The 21,488-nt window shown below is 65.2% G+C and carries 23 protein-coding genes; 13 read left to right on the forward strand and 10 right to left on the reverse strand.

Annotated features, from left to right (window positions below):
• The first annotated feature begins 47 nt into the window (after nucleotides 1-47).
• Together fliK and J5474_RS19050 are read left to right on the forward strand one after the other, a co-directional pair.
• Nucleotides 48-1,388 carry a flagellar hook-length control protein FliK gene (gene fliK / locus J5474_RS19045; RefSeq protein ID WP_209363045.1) on the forward strand — a complete coding sequence of 447 codons (1,341 nt, stop codon included), beginning with the start codon at nucleotides 48-50 and terminating at the stop codon, nucleotides 1,386-1,388.
• Nucleotides 1,389-1,403: 15 nt separating this feature from the next.
• On the forward strand, nucleotides 1,404-2,072 hold the full coding sequence (locus tag J5474_RS19050; RefSeq protein WP_209363047.1) for a flagellar hook assembly protein FlgD: 669 nt from the start codon (nucleotides 1,404-1,406) through the stop codon (nucleotides 2,070-2,072).
• A 60-nt stretch (nucleotides 2,073-2,132) separates the two neighbouring features.
• Here the strand turns inward: J5474_RS19050 and J5474_RS19055 are convergent, their stop codons facing one another.
• From J5474_RS19055 to J5474_RS19075, 5 genes are all read right to left on the reverse strand, one after another.
• The gene (locus J5474_RS19055) at nucleotides 2,133-2,759 is read right to left on the reverse strand and encodes a hypothetical protein (protein WP_209363049.1); all 627 of its coding nucleotides are present in this window, start codon (nucleotides 2,757-2,759) and stop codon (nucleotides 2,133-2,135) included.
• Nucleotides 2,760-2,907: 148 nt separating this feature from the next.
• Nucleotides 2,908-3,669 carry a flagellar basal body L-ring protein FlgH gene (locus tag J5474_RS19060; RefSeq protein ID WP_209363052.1) on the reverse strand — a complete coding sequence of 254 codons (762 nt, stop codon included), beginning with the start codon at nucleotides 3,667-3,669 and terminating at the stop codon, nucleotides 2,908-2,910.
• A complete protein-coding gene (flgA, locus tag J5474_RS19065; protein ID WP_209363055.1) occupies nucleotides 3,666-4,331 on the reverse strand; it encodes a flagellar basal body P-ring formation chaperone FlgA in 666 nt (221 codons plus the stop codon). Before flgA ends, J5474_RS19060 begins: the two co-directional genes overlap by 4 nt.
• A 3-nt stretch (nucleotides 4,332-4,334) precedes the next feature.
• Nucleotides 4,335-5,120, reverse strand: a complete 786-nt coding sequence (gene flgG, locus J5474_RS19070) for a flagellar basal-body rod protein FlgG (protein WP_209363057.1) — start codon at nucleotides 5,118-5,120, stop codon at nucleotides 4,335-4,337.
• A gap of 27 nt (nucleotides 5,121-5,147) precedes the next feature.
• A complete protein-coding gene (locus tag J5474_RS19075) occupies nucleotides 5,148-5,897 on the reverse strand; it encodes a flagellar hook basal-body protein (protein ID WP_209363059.1) in 750 nt (249 codons plus the stop codon).
• Between the two features lie 83 nt (nucleotides 5,898-5,980).
• On the opposite strand from J5474_RS19075, the gene J5474_RS19080 reads away from it, so the two are divergent.
• From J5474_RS19080 to J5474_RS19130, 11 genes are all read left to right on the forward strand, one after another.
• The gene (locus J5474_RS19080; protein WP_209363061.1) at nucleotides 5,981-7,903 is read left to right on the forward strand and encodes a hypothetical protein; all 1,923 of its coding nucleotides are present in this window, start codon (nucleotides 5,981-5,983) and stop codon (nucleotides 7,901-7,903) included.
• A 134-nt stretch (nucleotides 7,904-8,037) separates the two neighbouring features.
• The gene (locus J5474_RS19085) at nucleotides 8,038-9,336 is read left to right on the forward strand and encodes a flagellar hook protein FlgE (RefSeq protein WP_209363063.1); all 1,299 of its coding nucleotides are present in this window, start codon (nucleotides 8,038-8,040) and stop codon (nucleotides 9,334-9,336) included.
• A gap of 26 nt (nucleotides 9,337-9,362) precedes the next feature.
• A complete protein-coding gene (gene flgK, locus J5474_RS19090) occupies nucleotides 9,363-10,778 on the forward strand; it encodes a flagellar hook-associated protein FlgK (protein WP_209363066.1) in 1,416 nt (471 codons plus the stop codon).
• A gap of 11 nt (nucleotides 10,779-10,789) precedes the next feature.
• A complete protein-coding gene (locus J5474_RS19095) occupies nucleotides 10,790-11,836 on the forward strand; it encodes a flagellin N-terminal helical domain-containing protein (protein ID WP_209363068.1) in 1,047 nt (348 codons plus the stop codon).
• A 218-nt stretch (nucleotides 11,837-12,054) separates the two neighbouring features.
• On the forward strand, nucleotides 12,055-13,167 hold the full coding sequence (locus tag J5474_RS19100; RefSeq protein ID WP_209363070.1) for a flagellar basal body P-ring protein FlgI: 1,113 nt from the start codon (nucleotides 12,055-12,057) through the stop codon (nucleotides 13,165-13,167).
• 12 nt (nucleotides 13,168-13,179) lie between these two features.
• Entirely contained in the window at nucleotides 13,180-13,515 is a 336-nt protein-coding gene (locus tag J5474_RS19105) for a hypothetical protein (protein WP_209363072.1), read from the forward strand.
• Nucleotides 13,512-13,922: a hypothetical protein gene (locus J5474_RS19110; protein ID WP_209363074.1), complete on the forward strand. Its 411-nt coding sequence runs from the start codon at nucleotides 13,512-13,514 to the stop codon at nucleotides 13,920-13,922. The genes J5474_RS19105 and J5474_RS19110 overlap by 4 nt, the downstream gene beginning before the upstream one ends.
• Nucleotides 13,923-14,037: 115 nt before the next feature.
• Nucleotides 14,038-14,928 (forward strand): flagellin N-terminal helical domain-containing protein, encoded by an 891-nt coding sequence (locus tag J5474_RS19115; RefSeq protein WP_209363076.1) that lies wholly within the window; start codon nucleotides 14,038-14,040, stop codon nucleotides 14,926-14,928.
• Between the two features lie 152 nt (nucleotides 14,929-15,080).
• Nucleotides 15,081-15,521: a flagellar biosynthesis regulator FlaF gene (locus J5474_RS19120; RefSeq protein ID WP_209363078.1), complete on the forward strand. Its 441-nt coding sequence runs from the start codon at nucleotides 15,081-15,083 to the stop codon at nucleotides 15,519-15,521.
• Entirely contained in the window at nucleotides 15,490-15,906 is a 417-nt protein-coding gene (locus J5474_RS19125) for a flagellar biosynthesis repressor FlbT (RefSeq protein WP_209363079.1), read from the forward strand. Before J5474_RS19120 ends, J5474_RS19125 begins: the two co-directional genes overlap by 32 nt.
• Entirely contained in the window at nucleotides 15,903-16,709 is an 807-nt protein-coding gene (locus J5474_RS19130; protein WP_209363080.1) for a DUF1217 domain-containing protein, read from the forward strand. Before J5474_RS19125 ends, J5474_RS19130 begins: the two co-directional genes overlap by 4 nt.
• Nucleotides 16,710-16,712: 3 nt before the next feature.
• Here J5474_RS19130 and J5474_RS19135 read toward each other — a convergent pair whose 3' ends face one another.
• The 5 genes from J5474_RS19135 to fliF are packed head-to-tail and all read right to left on the reverse strand — an operon-like array spanning nucleotide 16,713 to nucleotide 21,366.
• Entirely contained in the window at nucleotides 16,713-17,762 is a 1,050-nt protein-coding gene (locus J5474_RS19135; RefSeq protein ID WP_209363081.1) for a flagellar motor switch protein FliG, read from the reverse strand.
• Between the two features lie 13 nt (nucleotides 17,763-17,775).
• Nucleotides 17,776-18,618: a flagellar type III secretion system pore protein FliP gene (gene fliP / locus J5474_RS19140; RefSeq protein ID WP_209363082.1), complete on the reverse strand. Its 843-nt coding sequence runs from the start codon at nucleotides 18,616-18,618 to the stop codon at nucleotides 17,776-17,778.
• Nucleotides 18,615-18,968, reverse strand: coding sequence for a FliM/FliN family flagellar motor switch protein (locus J5474_RS19145; RefSeq protein ID WP_209363083.1), 354 nt, complete (start codon nucleotides 18,966-18,968; stop codon nucleotides 18,615-18,617). The genes fliP and J5474_RS19145 overlap by 4 nt, the downstream gene beginning before the upstream one ends.
• Nucleotides 18,965-19,660 (reverse strand): FliH/SctL family protein, encoded by a 696-nt coding sequence (locus tag J5474_RS19150; RefSeq protein WP_209363085.1) that lies wholly within the window; start codon nucleotides 19,658-19,660, stop codon nucleotides 18,965-18,967. Before J5474_RS19150 ends, J5474_RS19145 begins: the two co-directional genes overlap by 4 nt.
• A complete protein-coding gene (gene fliF, locus J5474_RS19155) occupies nucleotides 19,657-21,366 on the reverse strand; it encodes a flagellar basal-body MS-ring/collar protein FliF (RefSeq protein ID WP_209363087.1) in 1,710 nt (569 codons plus the stop codon). Before fliF ends, J5474_RS19150 begins: the two co-directional genes overlap by 4 nt.
• Nucleotides 21,367-21,488: the final 122 nt, after the last annotated feature.

Consider the following 21,488-nt stretch of genomic DNA (forward strand, 5'->3'; position numbering starts at 1 on the left):
TGGCAATCGCCTGCGCTTGCGGGTTCCAACCGAAGGATCGTCGCGCGATGAAGCTGATGGCGCTTTTCAACACCCTCCCCGCGGCGGGCGAGGGTGCGACCAGTGCGGAGAAGCCCGCCGCAGAGGGCGGGCTGTTCGGGGCGATGCTGTCACTCCTGCAGTCGGTAACGACGGCCACGCCGGAGGGCGGGGACGCCACGGCAGAGGGTGCCGGGGCCGATTTCCTGAAGTTGGCCGATCCGAACCTTTCCGAAGGTGAGCGCGATGCGCTACTGGCCCAATTGGCTGAAGAACTGTCCCTCACCCTGACGCCGGAGCGGTTGGCAGCAGCGCAGGCCACGCTTGCGGGCGAAGATGCCGCGGCGCTGCGGGACGGGCTGGCACGGTTGGCGGCAATGATGGAGGATGCGGATCTGGGTGACGCCGAGCGCACGGCCATGTTGGCGCCGCTGGTCGGCGGACTGACGACCGTGCTTTCCCAGGCGGATGCCCGAACCGCTCTGTGCCTCGTTTTGGAAGGGGCCGGAGTGCCCGAACCGGTCGACGCCGATGGGCAGAGCCTGCTTCCCAAGGGTGACGCGGCGGACGTGGTCGCACTGGCAAAGGCCATCGCCGGGGCAACCGGAACACAGCACGCGCCGGGAGCAGGCAAGGCTCTGGACCGGCTGGCTGCGCGGCTAGCGGAGGCGCAGACGTCGCAGCGGGTCCAGGCGACGGGCGAGGCCGCGCGAATTGACCCCGAGACGATCGAACCGCTGACCCGCGACCTCGTCGAGACGCTGACCACGCAGGGAGATGCGCGGACAAAGAGCTTTCGGGAAGTGATCGCCGCGCTGACGGGCGCGCCGGAAGCAGATTCCGTGAGGTTTTCCCCTGCGATGGAGGGGGATGCCATGGCCGCGAGCCCGGTGGACAGCCTGCGTGCCTATCGGACCAGCGCCGAGCCGGTCCCCGTGGCCCAGGCGGCACGACCAGAGGTGGCCGTCGAGCCGCGTCAGGTGCTGGATCAGGTGCGCGGCAAGGTTTCGGAGGATGGCCGCATCCGCGTGGCGTTACGGCCCGAGGGGCTGGGGGCGCTGGAAATCGACCTCGCGCCGGACGAAGCCGGGCGGCTCCAGGTGACGGTACGCGCCGAACAGGCGTCGGTGCTGACCGCGCTAAGGGCGGACCGCGACGGGCTGGTGGCGCTTCTGCGGGACGCCGGGCACGCACTGGACAACAGCAGCCTGACCTTTGCCGACATGGGCGGGCAGGGCACCCGGCAAGGCCAGAGACAGGGCGCTCCGCAGGGGCAGGGCTTTTCGGCCTTTTCCGGCGAGGCGCCCGCCGAACAGGACATCGATATCCCGTTGCAGGTCGCGGCGGGCGGTGTCGACATCAGGGTGTGAAACAAGGAGACCCGCATGGCCATTGACCCCCTCGGCCTGACGGCCGCATCCTCGGCGGCCCCGACGGCTTCGGCCTCCATGAGCCAGCTCAGCGAGGACTACCAGAGCTTTATCACGCTGCTCACGGCGCAGATCCAGAACCAGGACCCGCTGGAGCCGATGGACAGCACCACTTTCATAAGCCAGCTGGCGCAGTTGAGCCAGGTGGAACAGGCGGTATCGACCAATGACAAGCTGGACGGCATTGCGACGCAGCTGTCGAGCATGGCGGCGGTGTCGGGGTTGTCGCTGATCGGCAGGACCGTTGTCGCGCCGGGCGATCAGGTCTCGCTCGCGGATGGCTCGGCCACCGTCGGCTATCGTCTGAGCGCTGACGCCGCAGCGGTGCGGATTTCGGTGCAGGCCGCCGACGGCACGCTCTTGCGGATGCTGGACGGCAGCGGGACGACCGGCGGCGAGGTGCACCAGATCACGTGGGATGGTGACGACTACGAGGGGCTTCAGGTGCCGGACGGCACTTACAACGTCGTGGTGGAGGCCCTGGACGCCGAGGGCTACACGGTCCCGGCGCAGGCCTATGCCTCGGCCCAGGTGGCCAGCATGACCTTCGAGGACGGGCTGGCGACGCTGCATCTGGAAAACGGCCGCAGCGTCGCGGCCGGATTGGTCGAGGAAGTTCGCTGAGCGGTCTTCCCGTTTGGGCGAGCCGGGGCATGACTGCCCGGCTCGCGGCAACTGCCCCGCTTAGATGCGGGGCACGTCTGCCTTGATCAGCGACAGGAAAAGCACGTCGGATACATCGGCGCCGAACCCGTCCCGCAGGTCGGAGGCCAGCTTCTCCGACAGCTTCTCCGTGTCGATACTGGGCCCGGTCATCAGCGCGGTGGTCGCGGCATGGTGCATGGAGGTCAGAATGGCATCGCGCAGGCGGGATGCATTCTCCGCCTCGGCATAGATCCCCGCCGCAGCGCTGTCCTTCATCGCCACGCCCACGTCGGAAACCACGTAAGTAACGGTATTGGCGCGGTAGACAGGAACGCTCATGCGGCCCAGTCGGACCACGGCGGCGTCGGAGACCGGCTCCGGCCGGGTCATGGACGCCTTCGTCGGCGTCATTTCCTGCACGGAGGCATGGCCACTGCTTTTGCTGGCGGAGGGCATGTGCCGCGTGTCGTCCTCGATGGAGGAGATTTGCGGCTCGCTCTCGGCCAGTGCATCGAGCGCCCGCTCGGCGGCAGAGCGGGCGGGGGTGGCATTGCTGGCGTGTTGGTCGCTTGCGGGTTCTGCGACGAAAAGGATCTCTCCTCCCGCATAGCCCGCAGCCCCGCACAGGATGGGCAGGGCCGTAAATGCGATGATAATTTTCTTCATCTTGGAATCCCGAATTCTCCAGGTCGCCGTCGACCATGATGGGGGATTCGGGCTTTAGTGTCTTTGGATCGTGACCGAACCGGGGCGATTTCCCGCTCCGGTCACCAATCCGCAGGTCGGGCGCCGATCGACGCCGGACGGGAAACGATCAATAGGGCAGGATGACGTCCATGATGTCTTCGCCGTAGCCGCGTGCCTGCTGCCGCGAAACGGCGCCGCGCCCACCGTAGCCGATTCGAGCTTCGGCCATCTTGTCGTAGGGAATGGTATTGTCGCGGTCGATGTCCTGCTGGCGAATGATGCCAGAGACGCGCAGTTCACGCAGTTCCTCGTTCACCTTAACCTCTTGCCGGCCGATCACCACGAAATTGCCGTTCGGCAGTTCCTGCACCACCAGCGCCGCCATGCGCAGCGAGATGCTTTCGTCGCGCTTGATTGCCCCCTTGCCTGACGCACCGGTGGAGGAGCTGATATCGACGAGGTTGTCCTGCGGCAGATCTTCCGGCCCGACGCCGGGCAGCACCTTGTCGATCTGGGTGCCGTAGCCAAAGAACTTCGGGAAGGCGAGGGTACTCTGCCCGGATCGCTCGCGGCTCGAGGAATTCCGCAGGCTTGCCGCGTCGCTGATGTCGATGACGATGGTCAGGATATCGCCGACCTCGGTGGCCCGCTGATCGCCGAAGAAGCCGGTGGAGCCGGTTTCCCAGAGCGACGCGGCCTCTGCCCGGTAGGGCATCCGCGCGGGTTCCGGCGCCGGCATCGGCACGTTGACCGTCCGCGCTTCGGTCAGCTGCTGCTGATCGACGCCGACCGGGCTGAGTTCCGGTTCGCGGTCGAAGACAGGAGAGCTGCACCCCGCCATGACCAGGAGGACGGGGCCGGTGCAAAGGGAAAGACGGGAGCGTGTCATCGGATTACCTCGACAAGGCCTTCTTCGCGGGCGATGGCCACGAGAGGCGTGTTGCTGACAAGATTGACGATGCGCACGTCCTGCCCCTTGTGGGCATCGTCCAGTGCGCGTCCCGGGGCGGTCACCACAAGGCGGCCGTCGTCATAGAGAATGTTGACCTTGTCGCCCCGCGTGATGACCAGCGGCTGGATGACCGACTGCGACATGACCGGACGGCCGGGCGACAGCATCCGGCGCACTTGCATACCCTCAAGGTCCTCGGCGGCGGTGACGGTATAGGCTCCGACGCGGCGCAGCGGCAGGTCGACCATGTTGAAGTCGGACTTCGACACGATCTGGCCCGGCATCAACTGGCGCGTCGGCACCGGGATCGAAAGCTGCGCAACGGCGATACCCGCCAGGCGGTGGGTCAGCCCGTCCTCGGTCACCGCATTGGCGAGAAACCGCCCGGTGTCCCGATCCATCCAGAAGGCGGAGATCAGGTCGGCGTCCTGCAGATCCGCGCCTTGGGTAAAGCGCAGCTTCAGCACTGCGTCGATGGGCAGGCGGCCCTCCCAGTTCTGACGGACCTGTTCGTCGATCAGAACGTCGGGCGTTTCCGCCCGGAGGGCGGGGGCGAGCAGCGTCAAGGCGGCAAGCAGGAGCGGGAGGGCGCGGTGCATGGCTTACTTGATCTGGTTGGCCGCGGACATCATCTGGTCGGCGGTCTCGATGGCCTTCGAGTTCATCTCGTAGGCCCGTTGCGCCTGGATGAGGTCGGTGATCTGGCGGATGATGTCCACGTTCGAGGATTCCAGGTAACCCTGACGCAGAATGCCGATCCCGGCATCCCCCGGCAGCGCGGGGACCGGGTCGCCCGAAGCCTCGGTGGCCTGCAACAGGTTGTTGCCAAGCGGCCGCATCCCGGCATCGTTGACAAAGGTGGTCAGGGTCATCTGTCCGACTTCGACGGGCAAGGTCTCGTTCTCGACGAAGGCGCTGATGATGCCGGATTCGCTGATCTGTACGGAGGTGGTGTTGTCTGGCAGCACGATGCCGGGATCGACCTCGAAACCCTGGTGGTTGACGATCTGTCCCTGCGCGGACAGCCGGAAGGAACCGTCCCTGGTGTAGGACTGCGTTCCGTCCGGCATGTTGACGGTGAAATAGCCGCGCCCGTCGATGGCGACGTCTAGCTGGTTCTGCGTTTCGGTCAGGCCGCCCTGGGTATTCAGCCGCACGGTGCCCACGGCGCGCACGCCCAGGCCCACGTCCAGCCCGACGGGGCGGGTCGTGCCCTGCTCCGAGGTCGCAGCGCCTTCGCGGGCCTGGTTTTCGTAGATCAGGTCGGTGAACGAGGCGCGCGCGCTCTTGAAACCGGTGGTGTTCGCATTGGCGATATTGTTGGAGATGACGTCGACGTTTGTCTGCTGCGCCATCATGCCGGTCGCTGCGATGCCCAAGGCCTTCATGTGATGTCCCTTTTCATCCGGTCCTCATCAGCCGTTACGGCCGATGCGGCTCAGCATTTCCTTTTTCAGGTCGTCGTTGGTGGAGATCAGGTTCAGCGCGTGCTGATAGGCCTGCTGGATGTCGATGAGTCGGGTGACTTCGGTCACGGAATGGACGTTGGAGGATTCCAGCGCCCCCTGCATCAACTGGGTGGCGCCGTCGTCTGGCTGCAGTCCTTCCGCGCCCTCCTGCGGCACGAACATGCCGCCTCCGACCCGGTTCAGGGACTGGCGGTCGGGCAGGGTGAAAATGCCCACCTGTCCCATGACCGCGCCCTGCGTCGAGGAGATCACGCCGTCGTTGGAGATCGTCGCTGAGGCGGCGAATTCCGGTGCCAATTCCAACGGGGCGCCGGCGGGGTCCAACACCTGCGCGCCGCTGGCGGTCATCACCCGCCCCTGCGCGTCCAGAACAAAGCCGCCGTCGCGGCCATAACCGGTGCGCCCGTCGGCCATCCGGTAGGCGAACCACCCCGGTCCGGCCAGCGCCAGGTCCAGCGGGTTGCCGGTCTGCACCACCGTGCCGGGGCTGTTGTCGAGGTAAGACCCCCGGTCAATGACATAGCTGGTGTCCTGCTCGGCCGCCGCGCCGCTGTCCTGATCGAGGTAGCTCTCGAACAGAACGCGTTCGGCCTTGAAGCCGCTGGAATTGGCGTTGGCGATGTTGTTCGAGGTGACGTCGAGCTGACGCTCGAGGACCACGAGACGCGACAACGCTACATAAGTGGAATTATCCATGACTTCGAATCCGACAATTCATCGTTTTCTTATTCTGTTCTTGCCAAATGTGCGAGAAACGCTAGGATAAAGCAAGCATAAACGTGGCGAAAGCGAGCGAGGATTTGTCCTATTCTTGTGCTCTTCAGGGCAGGCACGCGGCGGTTCTGGCGCTGCTGCTGTGCGCCTGTCCGGCGCTGGCGCGGGAGTCGGGTTCCGCACCGCTCCTGCCAGTAGTGGGCCTTGGGGCGGACCTCGGGGCGGGCAATGCCGCCATCGTTCCGACCGGGCTGACCAAGGTGCTTCTGCCGCCGCTGGACGCCATCGACCCGCCAGTGCTTTATCTCAAGCAGCGCGACCCACAGCCCTTCCTTGAGGAGCGGCGCAAGCTGATGGCCGCCATCGAAGCCGCGCCGGAAGGCTCGTCGGATCGCGCCCGCGCGCTGACCGATCTGGCCGAGTTTCTCTTTGCCCACGCCATGGCGCCCGAGGGCCTGTCGGTTCTGGGCGGCCTCGACGGCAAGCGCCTGCCGCCCGCGCACAAGCTGCGCGCCAGCGCCTTTGAACTGGCGCTGGGGCTGATCGATCCACGTCGGCATCCGCTGACGGACCGGGCCCGCGCCCTGCTGTCGCCAAAGCACAAGGACTGGCCGGATCAGCCATTGTTCCTCGTTCTGTCCCACTTGCGGGAGACCGACTGCACGGAGGCCGCGCCACTTCTGGGCGAGGCGGTCGCGCGGCTGGCGCGCTTTCCCAAACCGGTGCAGGAACGCGTGTTGCCGGGGTTCCTCGAATGCGCCATCGAGACGGAGCAATGGCGGCTGGCGCGTGACCTGGCGGCGGCCTTCGACGGTTACGAGGGGTTGCGCGGCGGAACGGCCTATCACTACCTTCTTGGACGCGCCGCCGAAGCGGGAAACGAGCCGCTGGCCGCCTTTGACAGCTACGCGATGGCGCAGGACGGGCGCGACCTCTGGGCGCACCGCGCGCGGCGCGCCATCGTCGACCTGGCGCTGCGCCACGAGGCCGCCGACCCCACCGAGGCGGTCACCCTCCTGCGGCAGGAGACGGAAGTCTGGCGCGGCGACAGGCACGCGCGCCTCACGCTGGACGCGCTGGCCTCGCTACAGATCATCGCCGGTGACGAGATTGCAGCCATCGAGACCTACGGCAAGCTCATGCAGCGCCACCCTGAAGGCGACGCCGCGAAGGAGGCCCGCCAGAAAGCACGCGCGCTGTTTGGCGAATTCTACCGCAAGGGCGCGGCGGGCGAGATCGCGCTGGGGCCCTTCCTGTCCGCGCATGACCGCATCGCCTCTTACTTTCGCTTCACCCCCGCCTTTGCCAATGCCGCCGAGACGCTGGCCGATACCTTCCTGCTGACTGGCGCCACGACGGTGGCGGCGCGGGAATATGCCACGACCTCGGACTACCTCGCGGCGATGCAGGACCTCGGGCTGGGCGCGCCCGCGCCGAACCAGCTGGACCGACTTGCGGTGAAGGAGGCGGAGGCGCTGCTGCGCGGCGGTCAGTTCGAAACGCTGGGTTCGCTGCTGGCCGCGCGCCCGGAGCCGACGGACCCGGAACTGCGCGCCCGCCGCGCCATCGTCGCGGCCCGTTATCTCGACGAGACCGGGCAGACGGCGGAACTTCTGGCAGAGCCCGCCCCGGATGCGCCTCCGCAGGCCCTGCGCCTGCGCGCGCAGGCGTGGTTCGACCGGCAGGACTGGGCGCGGGCGAACTCGGCCTATGCGGCGCTGCATGCGCGGCTCGGCCCCGCAATGCCGCTGCCGGACGCGATCCGGACGCTGCTCTCTGCCTACCGTGCGCAGGATCACGAGCGCACCGCCGAGATCGCCGCCGCCTTTCCGGCGCTTACGGAACTGCCCGGCTGGGTGGAGATCGCGCGCACCCTCACCGAAGAGGCCCCCGAGCTGCTGCCACTGAGCAAGGGGACAGCGCAGGCCCGCATCGAAAACGCCACCGAGACGCTCAGAAATTTGCCGGTAAATCCGCCAGGCGAATGAAAGTGCAAACAAGAGCTTGCAAAAATGGGCGACTTATCCACAATACTTTCACCGGCTTTTTGTTCAGGATTGGGACACGGGGCAAAGGTGAAGCAAACGGCGCGCAAAGCGTCGGGAAATAATCGAGGCAGGACATGAGCATTTCCAACGCGATGGCATCGGGCGTCAGCGGCCTGCTCGCCAATTCGAAGGCCGTTGAGAATATTTCCTACAATATCGCCAATGCGGATACCGTCGGGTATCGCCGCAGCTTCTCCCAGATGGTGACATCGGGATCGAACATGCCCACGACCAGCCGCAGCGTCGGCGTCGGCACCACCGACGCACATGCCAATACCGCCGACGGCAGCTTCAGCCCCACCTCGGTCGCGTCCAACCTCGCCATCTCGGGGTCCGGCTTCTTTGTGGTCAACTCCAATATCGACGCGTCCTATACGTCGGGTAACGTCTTTACCCGCGTCGGCAGCTTTGAACCCGATGCAAACGGCAATCTGCGCAACGCGGCGGGACTCTATCTCATGGGCTTCCCCTCCGGCGAGGATGGCACGCTGGGCGCCGTGGACCGCTCGACCTTCGACGACCTTCAGCCGGTCAACGTGGCGAACCGCACCCTTGGCGCGACCCCGACCACAACGATGAGCCTCAGCGGCAACCTGCCCTCGCAGGAAACCGGCCAGATGAATCCCGGCGAGCCTTTCGTCACCTCCGCCGTCTTCTACAACGCACTCGGCGAGGCGCAGCAGCTTTCGATGTCGTTCCAACCGACCTGGAACAAGAACGAGTGGGACATCACGATCTCGCACGAGGGCATGGATTACGGCCGCGTGACGGTCCGGTTCTCCGACACCGGTACCAACGTCGGATCGCCGGATTACTACGGCGACGTGCAGGACCTGTCGTGGAACAACGGCTTCAGCTTCAACACCGCCACCGGCACGATGACGCTGGATCTTTACAGCGGCGGCTCCCCACAGACGCTGGAGGTTTCGCTGGGTGCGATTTCCTCCTCCGGAGGTCTGACGCAGTTCTCCGGCGATTATACGCCCCTGAACGTCGAGGCCGACGGCTCTGCCAGCGGCACCATGTCCCGCGTCGAGTTCGACGAGTTCGGCACAGTGTGGGGCGTCTTCGACAACGGGTCGCGCTCGGCGCTCTACTCCATCCCGCTGGCGACCTTTGCCAATCCGAACGGGCTGGCCACCAGCAACAACTCGACCTTCACCACGTCGAGGGAATCCGGCAGCTTCTACCTCGGCAATGCGGGAACCGGCGAGACCGGCACGCTGTCCTCGGGCGGTGTAGAGACAGCCAATGTCGACATCGCCGAAGAACTGACCAGCCTGATCCAGAAGCAGCGCGCCTATTCCTCGAACGCAAAGATCATCACCACCGCGGACGAGATGCTGAACGAGACGGTGAACCTCAAGCGCTGACCCGGATCAGCGCCTAGGAGCGGATCATGAGCCTGACTTCTGCATTCGGCGCGGCGCGCAGCGGCCTGACGACCACGTCGCGGTGGGCCGAGACGGTGTCCGAGAACATCGCCAACGCCAACAACGCCGCCTACGCCCGCCGCGAGACGAAGATCACCACCTCCAGCCACGGCGCTGCGCAGATCAGCGGCGTCGCGCGCGCGGTGGACAGCGCCCTCGACGGGTTGTACCGGATCGAAACCTCGCGCACGGCAAAACAGGACGCCATTGCCTCCGGTCTGTCGACCTACACAGACCTTCTGGGGGATACGGAGAGCAACGACACAATTCTGACTCGGCTTACGGATTTCCAGAATGCCCTGAGCGTGCTGGACGTGACCCCGTTCGATACCGGCGCGCAGCGTAGCGCCGTCACTGCCGCGCAGGAGCTGGCCGGTTCGCTGAACCGCGCCGGCGCGGCGATCGAGAACGCCCGGACCGGCAGCCGCGACGAGATCTTCGCCGAGACGAACGGCGTGAACCGGGCGCTCTCGCATGTCGCGGAGCTGAACACGCGGGTCATCGAAAGCGTCCCCGGCAGCCCAAGCCAGATGGCTTTGCAGGACCAGATCACCGCGGAGCTGGACGCGCTGGCGGAACGCATCGATTTCACCATGCGCACTGACACCAACGGGCAGGTGGAGCTTTTCGCCACCGGCGGTGCGGCGCTGCTGACTGGCAATGTCCCGCAGGTGCTGAGCTTTGACGCGGATACTGGCGTACTGCGGGCGGGGGACGTGAACATCACGCCCGACACGACCGGGGTGCGCGGCCTGTCCGAAGGCGCGCTATCCGGCAAGATCGCGCTTTACAAGACCGTCGTGCCACAGATGCAGGCCCAGCTCGATCAGGTCGCGCGCGGTCTGATCGAAGTTATGGAAGCAGCCGATGCCAGCCTCTACTCCGGGGAGCCCGGGCTCTTTACCGACGCAGGCCAGGCGCTGACCGACCCGGCGGCACCCGGTCTTGCCGCGCGTATTTCCGTGAATGCCCGCGCGGTGCCCGAGCAGGGTGGCGCCCTGTGGCGCATCCGCGACGGGCTGGGCGCGGACGTGCAGGGCGCAGACGACGACAACACGCAGGTCGGCGCCTTCATCGGTGCGATCTCGGGGGCGATGGGTTTCGACGCCTCCGCCGGGCTGGGCGATAATCAGCCGCTCAGCGCCTACGTCTCCGGCCTGATCGCCACCCAGAACAACACGCGATCACAGGCCCAGAGCGCGGCCCAGACCTATGCCGCCGGGGCGGTCGCCATTCAGGGGCAGCGGCTGTCCTTTACCGGCGTGAACGTGGACGAAGAGCTGCAGCAACTCACGGCGATCGAACAATCCTACGGGGCGAACGCGCAGGTCCTGAGCGTCCTGTCCGAAATGATAGACACGCTGCTGGCAGCGGCGGACTGAGGAAAAACGGCATGATTTCGAGCTACGGCCGCGCGCCTTCGACCCTCTACAGCCACTTGCTGCGTCGCAACACCAACGCGGAACTCCAGCGCGACCTGTCCACCGCCGAGCAGGAGCTTTCCACCGGCGTCCACGCGGATGTCTATCAATCGCTGGGCGCAGGCGCTGCCGAGGCGCTGGACCTGAATGCCAGCATCGCCCGTGACGAGGCACAAGTCACCGCCAACAAGCTGCTTTCGGGCCGCATCGATACCATGAGCCAGAGCCTGACCGCGATCCGCGAAGCGTTGCAGCCCGCGCTGGAACAGGCGGTCTCCTCCGGTAATCTCGGCTCTGGCGCCGCTTTGCGAACCGCCGCCGAAGCGGCGCTGAATTCCCTGATCTCGCTGGGTAACGCAACCTACGGCGGGCGTCTGGTATTCGGCGGCACCGGCGCGCTCCAGCAGTGGTCCATGCCCCGAAATGACACCGGCCTTTCGCCCGAGGGCGTGATCGCGGACGCGCTCTCTGCCGGGCTGGCTACGCCTGCGGACCTCTCCGCCCGGATGGCGGATCTGGATGCGATTTTTGGTGGTACGGCGGCCGATCCGGCAAAACAGTACGACAACCTCTTCTATCGCGGCCAGATGGGGGGCGGGCGTGCCTCTGTCGGTATCGGCAATGACGACGTGCTGACCTACGGTGTGCAGGCCAACGATACTGCTTTCCGCGACGCTCTGCAGGGGCTCTCCATGCTGGCCTCTGTTGAACTCGACGCGATCCCCGACCCGCAAGTCCTTGCCGGCTGGGTCGATGCCGCGACGTCCTTGATCGAAAAAGGCTCCGCCGGCTTTCTCGCGTTGGAAACCGAACTCGACAGCTCCTCCACGCGGATCGACAACGCCAACGAACGCATGCAGGACCGCATGGCTCTCTATAAAGGGCGAGTGAGCGATCTGGTCAGCGTCGATCCCTACGAAGCCGCCACCCGGATCACCGCATTGGAGACGCAGCTTCAGGCCAGCTACGCCGTGACCGCGCGGCTGTCTTCGCTCAGCTTCCTCAACTTCATGCGCTGAAGGCGAAGGCGCCTTCGCCTCAACATTCCCGTGATGCCCGCCACAGCCCCCGCTCTGGCGGGCATTATGCATTCTATCCTTGACAGGACCATCCCGAAGCAGGTTTCGCCATCGAAAACCAAGGACTATTCAAGGATAGAACAGCTATCCTTGATTTATTCATTGCGAGTTTCGCCCCGATCCTGTCTAATCACGGCACCTAGTCCGGAGCATTCGCCATGCGCCTTTCAACTCTGCTCGGCCTCCTGCTCGCCGCGGTCTGCCTCGCATCGACCGCGCGTGCCGATGTACGGATCAAGGACATCGCCTCCTTTGAAGGGGTGCGGGAAAACCAGCTGGTGGGCTACGGCCTCGTGGTCGGCCTGAACGGAACCGGCGACAGCCTGCGCAACGCGCCCTTCACCGAAAAGAGCATCGAGGCCATGCTGGAGCGGCTCGGCGTCGGCAACCTTTCCGAAGACCGGATGCGCACGACCAACACCGCAGCCGTCATGGTGACCGCCATGCTGCCGCCCTTCGCGCGGATGGGATCCACCATCGATGTGGTCGTGGCCTCGCTGGGCGACGCCACGTCGCTGCGTGGCGGGACCCTGATCGTGACACCGCTGACTGGCGCCAACGGCGAGGTCTACGCGGTGGCGCAGGGACCAATCGCCGTTGCGGGCTACGCGGCGCAGGGTGTCGCCGCCTCCCTGGTGGAGGGCGTGCCCACGGTCGCGCGGATCGAGAACGGTGCCACGGTCGAGAACGAGGTGAACTTCGACCTCGCCGCACTGGAGTCCGTGCGCCTGAGCCTGCGCAACCCCGATTACACAACTGCCGCCCGCATGGCCGACGCGATCAATGCCGCGCTCGGCACTGGCGCGCGGGTGTTGGACCCCGGCACGGTAGAAGTGGACGTCTACGGCGTCGGCAAGGGCGGCGGCGTGCCGCAAGTCATGGCCGCCATCGAAAACTTGCGTGTCGATCCCGATGGCGTCGCCCGCGTGGTCATTGACGCGCGCTCCGGCACCATCGTGATCGGCGAAGACGTCCGCATCGACCGCGTCGCGGTCAGCCAGGGCGGCCTGACCGTCATGGTGCGCGAGGACCCGCTGGTCAGCCAGCCAGAGGAGATCTCTATCGGGGGGGCGACGGTGGTGGTGCCACGCACGTCGGTCGGGGTCGAAGAGCAGGAATCCCATTTCACCATTCTCGAAGGCGCGGACGTCAGCCTGCAGAGGCTGGTCGATGCCCTCAACGCAATCGGCCTGACGGCAACGCAGACAATCTCGATCCTGCAGGCCATCAAGGCGGCGGGTGCCCTGCATGCCGATCTGGAAATCATCTGACGGAGACTGCGCATGGATATCCGTACCAACATGGCCGCCCTTCAGGTCACGCAAGCGCAACATGCGCAACCCGGCAAGGTCGCGGCTGACGCCCCGGCCTCTGCCGCGCACGAATTCGAGAAGATGTTCCTTACCCAGATGGTCGACGAAATGCTGAAAGAGGTCGATATGGGCGACTTCGGCGCAGGACAGGCCGAGGACGCCTGGCGCTACTTCCTCGCGGAGGCATTTGCGTCGGAGATCGCCGCGCAGGGGCAGGGCGGTATTGCACCGGGCATCCGGCGGGCGCTGGAGGCCTATGGCACCACCTCAACCGGTGTTGCGGGCAAGCCGGAGGGCCGGGAATGACCGACGTGAGCCCAGCCCGCGCCCATCAGCTGATCGATCGCCTCGCCCGCCTGCTGCGGGACGAGATCGCCGCCATCGGACAGGGCCAACTGGCCCGCGTCGAAGAACTTTTCCCCCTGAAGTCCGAGCTTCTTGGCGAAATTGCGACGGCATTGGGACAGCCCGAAAAAATATTTTTGGCGAGTGAACCGGGCTCGGAAAAGCTGCGCGAGAAACTCGACGAATTGCGCGGATTGATCCGCGCCGATCTCGCACTTTTGCAGCGAATGACCCAAGCAACAGGGGATATTGCACGTGAAATCGACCGTATCCGCGACCGCCAGAGCCTGCGCGGCCTATACGGACGAGACGGGTCCACGGCAAACGAGGCTGTGACTCCGTCGCAACGCTTTGATCAGTCGATCTAAAATAGTTAATAGAAAGTTATCCACTGCCCGGAATCTCCGTGTTAGGTGTGTCACACGGCAAGACCGTTTTCGTCAGAAAGACGAAGACCAACGATAGAAATCGGAGCAGACTAAAATGTCGTCTATCAATACCAACTCCAGCGCCATGAACGCACTGGCAACACTGCGTAACGTCAACTCGAACCTCGAGCAAACGCAGGGTCGCATCTCCACCGGCCTGAAAGTCCAGTCCGGCAAGGATAACGCGTCCTACTTCCAGATCTCGACCACGATGAACTCGGAAAGCGGCATGTACTCGGGCATCAACGAGAGCATGACGTTGGCGAAGAACTCCATCTCGACCGCCCGCCTTGGCGCCGAGACGCTTACGGATCTGACCCAGCAGTTCGTCGATCGTCTTGCCTTCGCGCAGGAAGAAGGCGTCGATCAGGCGGCCGTCGGCAAGGAACTCGAAGCACTGGTCGCTCAGATGGAAACCACCATCGGCCAGTCGTCCTTCAACGGTGAAAACCTGATCAGCACGGCCGGTGTCGGCGCCCTGACCGCCAACACCAAAACCATCACCACCGGCATCACGCGCGATGCCACCGGCACCCTGGAGACCACCAAGCAGGACTTCGCGATGGTCGATCTGCAGGCGCTTGTGACCGATGGCACCGACGCCGCAGGCGGCGACGGCACGTTGAAGGCCATCGCGGCCTCCGTTTCGGCGGGCACCCACGCCACGGACCTCGAAACCTCGCTGGCAGCAGCCGACGATTTCCTGAAGAGCATCACCTCGCAGGCAACCACTCTGGGTGTGGCGGAAAACTCCATCGAGACCCAACAGACCTTCCTGAACGAACTGACCGACCGGATCAGCTCGGGTGTTTCGGCCATGGTCGACGCCGACATGGAAGAAGAGGCCGCGCGCCTTCAGTCGCTTCAGGTGCAGCAGCAGCTGTCCACCCAGGCGCTGTCGATCGCGAACTCCTCGCCGCAGAACATTCTCTCGCTGTTCCGCTAATCTCACTGGAATCTCCGTAAGGCATGGTGACATAGTGGGAGGGCGCCTCCGGGCGCCCTCCTTCGCCGGAGCACCGGACCAACCGGGCCCGACCGAAAAACAGTCCCGTCAACGGACGGGACATGGCAAGCGGCAGGAACGGCAGGACAGCAATGAGCATTTCGGCATACAAACGCACGATCCGCGAAAGCGAATCCCCGAGACAGATCGAAGCGCGGGTTTTTGCCCGCATCACCGGCGCGATGGACTTCTTCCGCGCCGACTACGAAGCGGCAGGCGATCGCATCGCCAGAACCGCCGTGCTGGGGCAGGGGCTGCGCACCGCCATCGGCCAGAACCGCCAGCTCTGGGTTCGGCTGCGCGAGGATCTCACCAGCGACGCCAATGCGCTGCCCGAGACGCTGCGCGCCAACCTTCTCTCCATCTCGATGTGGGTTGACCGCACCTGCGAGGCGGTGATCGGCGGCGGCGCCGGGCTGGGAGCGCTGATCGACGTCAACCAGAACATTCTTGCCGGGCTGACGTCACAGCGCCCGGCCCTCTCGACAGTGGACACTTCGCATGGCCCTGAATCTCGCGCTGAAGCCCTATGAGCGGATCGTCGTCAACGGGTGCATGATCCGCAACGGTGGGCGCAAGTCCACCATCACGGTCGAGACCCGCGCCGACATAATCCGCGAAACCGATATCATCAAACCGGACCAGGCAACGACGCCTGTGCGCCGGGTATACCTGTTGATCCAGTCTGCTCTGGTGGACGTGGAACGCCGCGAGCAACTGGTCAAGGCCGCGCAGATCGCATTGGCCGAACTGGCCACCGTATTCACCCCTGACCTGCGCAACTGTGTCTTTGTCGCAGCCAACAATGTCAGCCGGGGGGAGTATTTCACCGCCCTGCGCGACCTCCGGCCGCTTCTGAAACGCGAAGACGAGGTTTTTGGCCCGCGCATCGTTGCGGGCGGGGAAACCGGGGCATGATCTCTGTCGCCGGTCTGCCCACCATGGCCGCGCTGAAGCTGGTCGAGGCGACAGAGACCAAGGAACAGGCGCTCATCCGCAAATCCCCTCAGCACCAGCGCGAGATCGCCTACTTCAAGGAAAACATCGGTTCGATCACATCCGTGGATGCGCTGACCGACGACTATCGCCTCTACAGCTTCGTCATGAAAGCCTTCGACCTCGAAGACCAGATCTTCGGCAAGGCGATGATGGAGAAGATCCTCAAGAGCAATATCGAGGACCCAAAGGCGCTGGTAAACCGGCTGACGGATTCCCGGTTCAAGAAACTCTACCTCGAGATGGGCTTCGGCTCCAACGGCGAGGGCAACATCAACACCGGGTTGAACCGCTGGCAGGACCGCATGATCACGCGGTATGTCGACACGCAATACGTCAACGGCAAGGCCGAGGAAAACGAGACCCTCGGCGCGGCACTGGCCTTTCGCCGCAAGGCATCGACGATCCGCACCGCCTTCGACATCCTGAAGGACAAGGAACTGACCGCCTTCATGCACACGGCGCTTGGCCTGCCGTCGCAGATGGCGGCGCTGGATATCGACCGTCAGGCCAGGATGATCACCGACAAGCTCGATATTGCCACTCTGTCCGATCCAGACGTTGTCGACGGTCTGATGCGAAAGTTTGTCGCGCTGTCCGACGCGACCTCCAGCAACGCCGCAGAGAACCCGATCGTGCAGCTGGTCAGCGGCGGCGCTTCGGGCAGCGTCGTCATGGCGACGCTGGACCTCGACCTCGTGACCCGCTTCAACAGCTACCGCTGAGGTTCAGAACATTTCGTCTTCGTCTTCCTGAAGCGGCAGACGGATCAATTCCTCGTCCGCCAGTGACCTTGCGTAATCGAGGATCGTCGATTGCGCCGCTGTCACGTCCCGGCCACGCACCGGCCCCATGCTATCCATCTCGTCCACCAGCATGTCGCGGGATCGCCCCGGCAGGGCGTTGAGGAAGGCCTCGCGCGCCGTCTGGCTGGCACCCCGCAGGGCCGTGGGCAGAGTGTTGCCCGGTACGCCACGCATCACCCGCGCCAGATCCATCGGCGCCATCTTCACAAGATCCTCGAAGGTGAACATCTTTGCCTTGATCGAGTTGAACGCATCGGGCAACGCGGTTTCCAGATCCGGCGATATGGCGTCGAATGCGCCGCGATCCATCTTGTTGAACAGTTCCGCCATGCGCTGATGCTGCTCTGTCGCGGTCGGTTGCGAACCCGCGTTCATGATGTCCTTTTGCAGCGATTCCTCGATCTGGCGCATCATGTGCGTGGGAATGGCTTCCATGCGGATCATCCGTTCCACCACGTTGGCCATCTTTTCCGGCCCAAGCAGCGGCAGCACCTTTGCGGCCACGTCGGTCTTGACGTTCGTCAGGATGACGGCGGCGATCTGTTCGTGCTCGCTCTTGAGATAGTTGGCGATGACGTTTTCCGACAGCGCGTTGAAACGGCCCCAGAGGTCGCGTTCCTTAAGCGGGCCGCGGATGTCCTTCAGGATGCCGTCGACCTGATCGGACGGCAGCAGGCTCCGCAGCATGTTCTCCGCGATGGCAAAGGAGCCGACCACACCGCTGCCCTTCTGTATGCCCTCCAGGAACTGCGTCAGAACCTCCTCCACCGCCTCGGAGGAAATCGACCCGAGCCCGGAAATGGCCCGCGTCATCTGCTGGATTTCCTCGTCATCGAGCTTGCGCAGCATGGCGGACCCGCGCTTTTCCCCGATGCAGAGAAAGAGGATCGCGGCCTTCTGCGGCCCGGTAAGCTTGCGCCGCCGGGAACGGGGCTTTGCGTCGATGCTCTTGTCGAGTGCTGCGACTGCCATCTGTCTGCCTCCCTCAGCCGCCCAGAACCGGCGGCAGGTAACTTTCCATGAGACTGCCGGCAAGCATGTACCAGCCGTCGATCAGGACGAAAAAGATCACCTTGAACGGCAAGGAGATCAACACCGGCGGCAGCATCATCATGCCCGCGCTCATCAGCACAGAGGCCACGATCAGGTCGATGACCAGAAAGGGCAGGTAGATCAGGAATCCGATGGAAAAGGCGCGCCGCAGTTCGGAGATGACGAAAGCCGGAACCAGAGACCGCCAGTCCGCCGCCTCCGCCGTCTCGGGCAGGGTGGCGGGCTCTCCCGCCTGGTCCGTCCCGCGCTGCGCCATTTCGTTGAACAGGCCAAGGTCCTTTTCGCGCGTGTTGGCGAACATGAAGGCCTTGAAGGGTTCACCGATGCGGGCGATGGCCTGCTCCTCGGTGATCGCATTGTTCATCAGGGGCCGGACGCCGCCTTCCCACGCGTCCTCGAAAACCGGCTGCATGACGAAGAACGTCATGAACAGCGCCATGGAGGTGAGCACCATGTTGGGCGGCGACTGGTTCAGCCCCAGCGCCGAGCGCAGCATGGAAAAGACGATCACGAAGCGGGTGAAACTGGTCATCACCACCAGAAGGCCCGGCGCCAGCGACAGCACCGTCATGGCCGCGATCAGCTGGATGATCCGGCCCGACAGCGTGGCGCGTTCGTCCGATCCGGCTGGGGCGGAACTCAGCGCGTCGCCTAGGGCACCCAGCAGGTCGGCCCCGCCCTGCTGCGCGAGGCCCGGCCCGGCGGCCAGCAGCCAGAACCCGGCCGCAATCAGGCCGGTCAGCACGAACAGGGACAGGCCGCGAACGAGTGTCATACGTCGGACACGTGCTCCTTGACGATCTCGATCAGCGAGACGCCCAGCCGGTCGTCGCCCAGCTTTACCAGATCGCCGCGCGCCACGAGGCGGTCATTGATCACCACCTCCACGGGTTCGCCGATGGCCTTGTCCAGCTCGATGATCGAGCCCCGGCTAAGTTTCAGCAGTTGCGCGATGGGCATCTTGGTCTGGCCCAGAACGATCTGTACGTTCAGGCCGACGTTCAGCATGGCATCGATCGCCGAAGAGCCGGCGCCCTGCGGCGCCTCGGCCGCGCCGGCAATCGCATCGGCAATGGTCTCCGCCTTGGCCGGGGCCTCGGGCGCGTCGTCGATCGCATCGGTCATGTCTGCTCTCCTGCGGTATCCGGTCTGTCCCCTGCGGGCTGCTGTGCCAGCCGCCGGGCAATGTCCTGCTGCGTCTGGCCAAGATGGCCCAGAATGCGCGCGCAGAGGTCGTCAAAGCTGTAGCGCATCACGCCGTGGTCCCATTCGGCCCGCACCGCGCCCACCGCGAGCGCGGGGTCCGGCGCGATTTCCAGCCGTCCGCCAAACCCACATTGCCGCGCCACCCGGCGGACCTCGGCGCCCGCGTCCTCCACCGCCTCGGGCGCGAGGTACAGCCGCAGTTCCGCCGACCCCAGCGCCATGCGCACGGCGGCGCGGGCCTCGCGCAGAGCCTGCCCGGCGGAAAGGCCGTCGCGCACGTCCGGGGCCAGCTGCTCGAAAACCGCCAGCAGGTAGTCGACGGTCTGTGCCTCCAGAGCCGCGTGGTGGCGGTCGGCATCGGCGAACAGCGCGCGCAACGCGGGCGCGATGGCCTCCAACGCCGAAAGGTTGCGGGCGGCCTCCGAGGTCTCCGCCGCGGCAGAGGCCTCCGCCATTCCCTGGGCGTAGCCTGTGCGAAAGCCTTCCTCGCGGGCGGCGGCCACGGCCGCGTCAAAATCCGTGCGCGTGTAGACAGCACCGATCACCGGCTCGCGTCCCTGCGAAAGCGCGGTGTCCTCCGCGTCGAAATTACGGTCGAAGACGTAGCTCATGACGGCTCCCCTTCGGCCAGCCACGAGCGGATCATGTTCAGAGATTCATCTTGCTCGCGCTCGATCAGCTCACCCACGGTGGCGATCAGCTCGCGGCGCACGCCGCCTTCGACGGTAGCCAGCGTCACGGTTTCGTCGGATCCGGGCGGCAGCGGGTCAAGGACGGTGCCGGTATGCGTCCTGATCGGGCGCGCCCCCTGCGCCGCGGGCGCGGCCCCGGTCTGCAGCGGGCTGGGCGCGTCGATGCCGGATGCCCCGCCAGCCCCGGTGCCGGGCAGGGCTGGACGCTCGGCCAAGGCATCGGACTCGTTGCGCTGATCGGCCAGCGCCTTGGGTTCGGCAATGACATTCAGCGCGGGACGGACGCCGAAATACAGGATCACCCCCACCAGCGCGACACCAAAGATCCCGCGCAGGATGGTCGTCAGGTTGTCGCGCAGCATCTGGCTGGCACCGCCGCCGACCGGCTCGCCCACGTCCATCGAGTAATCCATGAACCGCAGGCTCACCACCTCGACGCTGTCGCCGCGCGACTCGTCGTAGCCGATGGCGCTCTGTACCAGAGCCTGAAGCTGCGCCAGTTCCTCCGGCGAGCGTTCCTCGTAATCCGGGGCACCGCTGCCCTGCCGGTTGTAGATGCCGTTCACCAGCACCGCGACCGAGACCTTCTCGATGTCGCCCGGTTCGCGCACGACCTCGGACTGCTTGCCGCCGATCTCGTAGTTGACGATCTCGTTGGTGCTGTTCGAACTGTTGCGATCCATCCCCGGCACGTCCTGCGCCAGCGCGGCAGGGATGTCGCCCGCAACACCGACCTGCCCGTCGCGGGCGGTCTGGTCCTCGCGGTTTTCCTCGCGCGTCTCGGTGGACCGCACGACCCGCTGGGCCGGGTCATAGGTCTGCTCGCGCACCACCTGCCGGGCGGAGGACAGATCGACGCTGACCTGCACCCGCGCGTTGCCCGCGCCGACTCGGGCGCTGAGGATCTGGGTGATGCGCTGCGACAGGCGATCCTCGGTCTGGGCGCGGACCGATTGCAGGGAGGCTTCGCTCCCCGCCTCGCCGTCGTCGGCGAGGATCGTCTCGCCCGTGGCGGACAGAACCGTGACCTGCGCCGGCGCGAGATCCGGCACAGCCGAGGCCACAAGCGAGCGGATCGAATGCGCCTGCCGGGTGCTGATCTGCCGCGCGCCCCGCACGATGACAGAGGCCGAGGCCCGCGGACGTTCACGGGTAAAGGGTTCGCGTTCTGGCAGAACGAGGTGCACCCGCGCCGCTTCAACCCCGTCGATTGTCTGGATGGACCGGGCCAGCTCGCCTTCCAGCGCCCGCATCCGGTTCACCCGCTGCATGAAGCTGTTCATGCCCAGTCCGCTGGTCTCGTCAAAAAGCTCCCAGCCCGGCGTGCCGTCGTTCGGAAGCCCGGCACCCGCCAGCTCCATCCGTGCCCGCGCGAGATCCTCTGCCGGGACACTGACGGCGGTACGAGCGGCGTCGGTGCGCGTGCGGATGCCGGCCTGCTCCAGCGAATCGACGATGCGGCCCGCCTCTGCCGGGGAAACGTCGCGATAGACTGCCACGTATTCGGGCGCCGAGACCACCGACAATCCGAAAAACAGCGCCAGAAGCAAGGCGATACCGGTCCCGCCAAGGATCGACAGGCGACGCCAGCCAAGCGATTTCAGGTTATCGAGAAGTGCTTGCACGTCCGGGGCCGCCTACATGTTCTGCGTGGCCAAGAATAAACACGTTTATCCTTGAGGAACAAGAACTGCGTCACCTTTAAGCTTGATTTTACCGTGTCAGCAAAGCATCATTGTACAAGAAC

Origin of the sequence: Sagittula salina (assembly GCF_017813235.1) — a bacterium.
Taxonomy (GTDB): Bacteria; Pseudomonadota; Alphaproteobacteria; order Rhodobacterales; family Rhodobacteraceae; genus Sagittula; species Sagittula salina.

Coding starts and splice junctions, on each gene's coding strand:
- flgK (WP_209363066.1), top strand. CDS start 9,363: ATGAGCCTGACTTCTGCATTCGGCGCGGCGCGCAGCGGCCTGACGACC.
- J5474_RS19055 (WP_209363049.1), bottom strand. CDS start 2,759: ATGAAGAAAATTATCATCGCATTTACGGCCCTGCCCATCCTGTGCGGG.
- J5474_RS19100 (WP_209363070.1), top strand. CDS start 12,055: ATGCGCCTTTCAACTCTGCTCGGCCTCCTGCTCGCCGCGGTCTGCCTC.
- J5474_RS19050 (WP_209363047.1), top strand. CDS start 1,404: ATGGCCATTGACCCCCTCGGCCTGACGGCCGCATCCTCGGCGGCCCCG.
- J5474_RS19060 (WP_209363052.1), bottom strand. CDS start 3,669: ATGACACGCTCCCGTCTTTCCCTTTGCACCGGCCCCGTCCTCCTGGTC.
- flgA (WP_209363055.1), bottom strand. CDS start 4,331: ATGCACCGCGCCCTCCCGCTCCTGCTTGCCGCCTTGACGCTGCTCGCC.
- J5474_RS19150 (WP_209363085.1), bottom strand. CDS start 19,660: ATGAGCTACGTCTTCGACCGTAATTTCGACGCGGAGGACACCGCGCTT.
- J5474_RS19135 (WP_209363081.1), bottom strand. CDS start 17,762: ATGGCAGTCGCAGCACTCGACAAGAGCATCGACGCAAAGCCCCGTTCC.
- J5474_RS19105 (WP_209363072.1), top strand. CDS start 13,180: ATGGATATCCGTACCAACATGGCCGCCCTTCAGGTCACGCAAGCGCAA.
- J5474_RS19115 (WP_209363076.1), top strand. CDS start 14,038: ATGTCGTCTATCAATACCAACTCCAGCGCCATGAACGCACTGGCAACA.
- J5474_RS19125 (WP_209363079.1), top strand. CDS start 15,490: ATGGCCCTGAATCTCGCGCTGAAGCCCTATGAGCGGATCGTCGTCAAC.
- fliP (WP_209363082.1), bottom strand. CDS start 18,618: ATGACACTCGTTCGCGGCCTGTCCCTGTTCGTGCTGACCGGCCTGATT.
- J5474_RS19145 (WP_209363083.1), bottom strand. CDS start 18,968: ATGACCGATGCGATCGACGACGCGCCCGAGGCCCCGGCCAAGGCGGAG.
- J5474_RS19085 (WP_209363063.1), top strand. CDS start 8,038: ATGAGCATTTCCAACGCGATGGCATCGGGCGTCAGCGGCCTGCTCGCC.
- J5474_RS19120 (WP_209363078.1), top strand. CDS start 15,081: ATGAGCATTTCGGCATACAAACGCACGATCCGCGAAAGCGAATCCCCG.
- J5474_RS19130 (WP_209363080.1), top strand. CDS start 15,903: ATGATCTCTGTCGCCGGTCTGCCCACCATGGCCGCGCTGAAGCTGGTC.
- flgG (WP_209363057.1), bottom strand. CDS start 5,120: ATGAAGGCCTTGGGCATCGCAGCGACCGGCATGATGGCGCAGCAGACA.
- J5474_RS19095 (WP_209363068.1), top strand. CDS start 10,790: ATGATTTCGAGCTACGGCCGCGCGCCTTCGACCCTCTACAGCCACTTG.
- fliK (WP_209363045.1), top strand. CDS start 48: ATGAAGCTGATGGCGCTTTTCAACACCCTCCCCGCGGCGGGCGAGGGT.
- J5474_RS19110 (WP_209363074.1), top strand. CDS start 13,512: ATGACCGACGTGAGCCCAGCCCGCGCCCATCAGCTGATCGATCGCCTC.
- J5474_RS19075 (WP_209363059.1), bottom strand. CDS start 5,897: ATGGATAATTCCACTTATGTAGCGTTGTCGCGTCTCGTGGTCCTCGAG.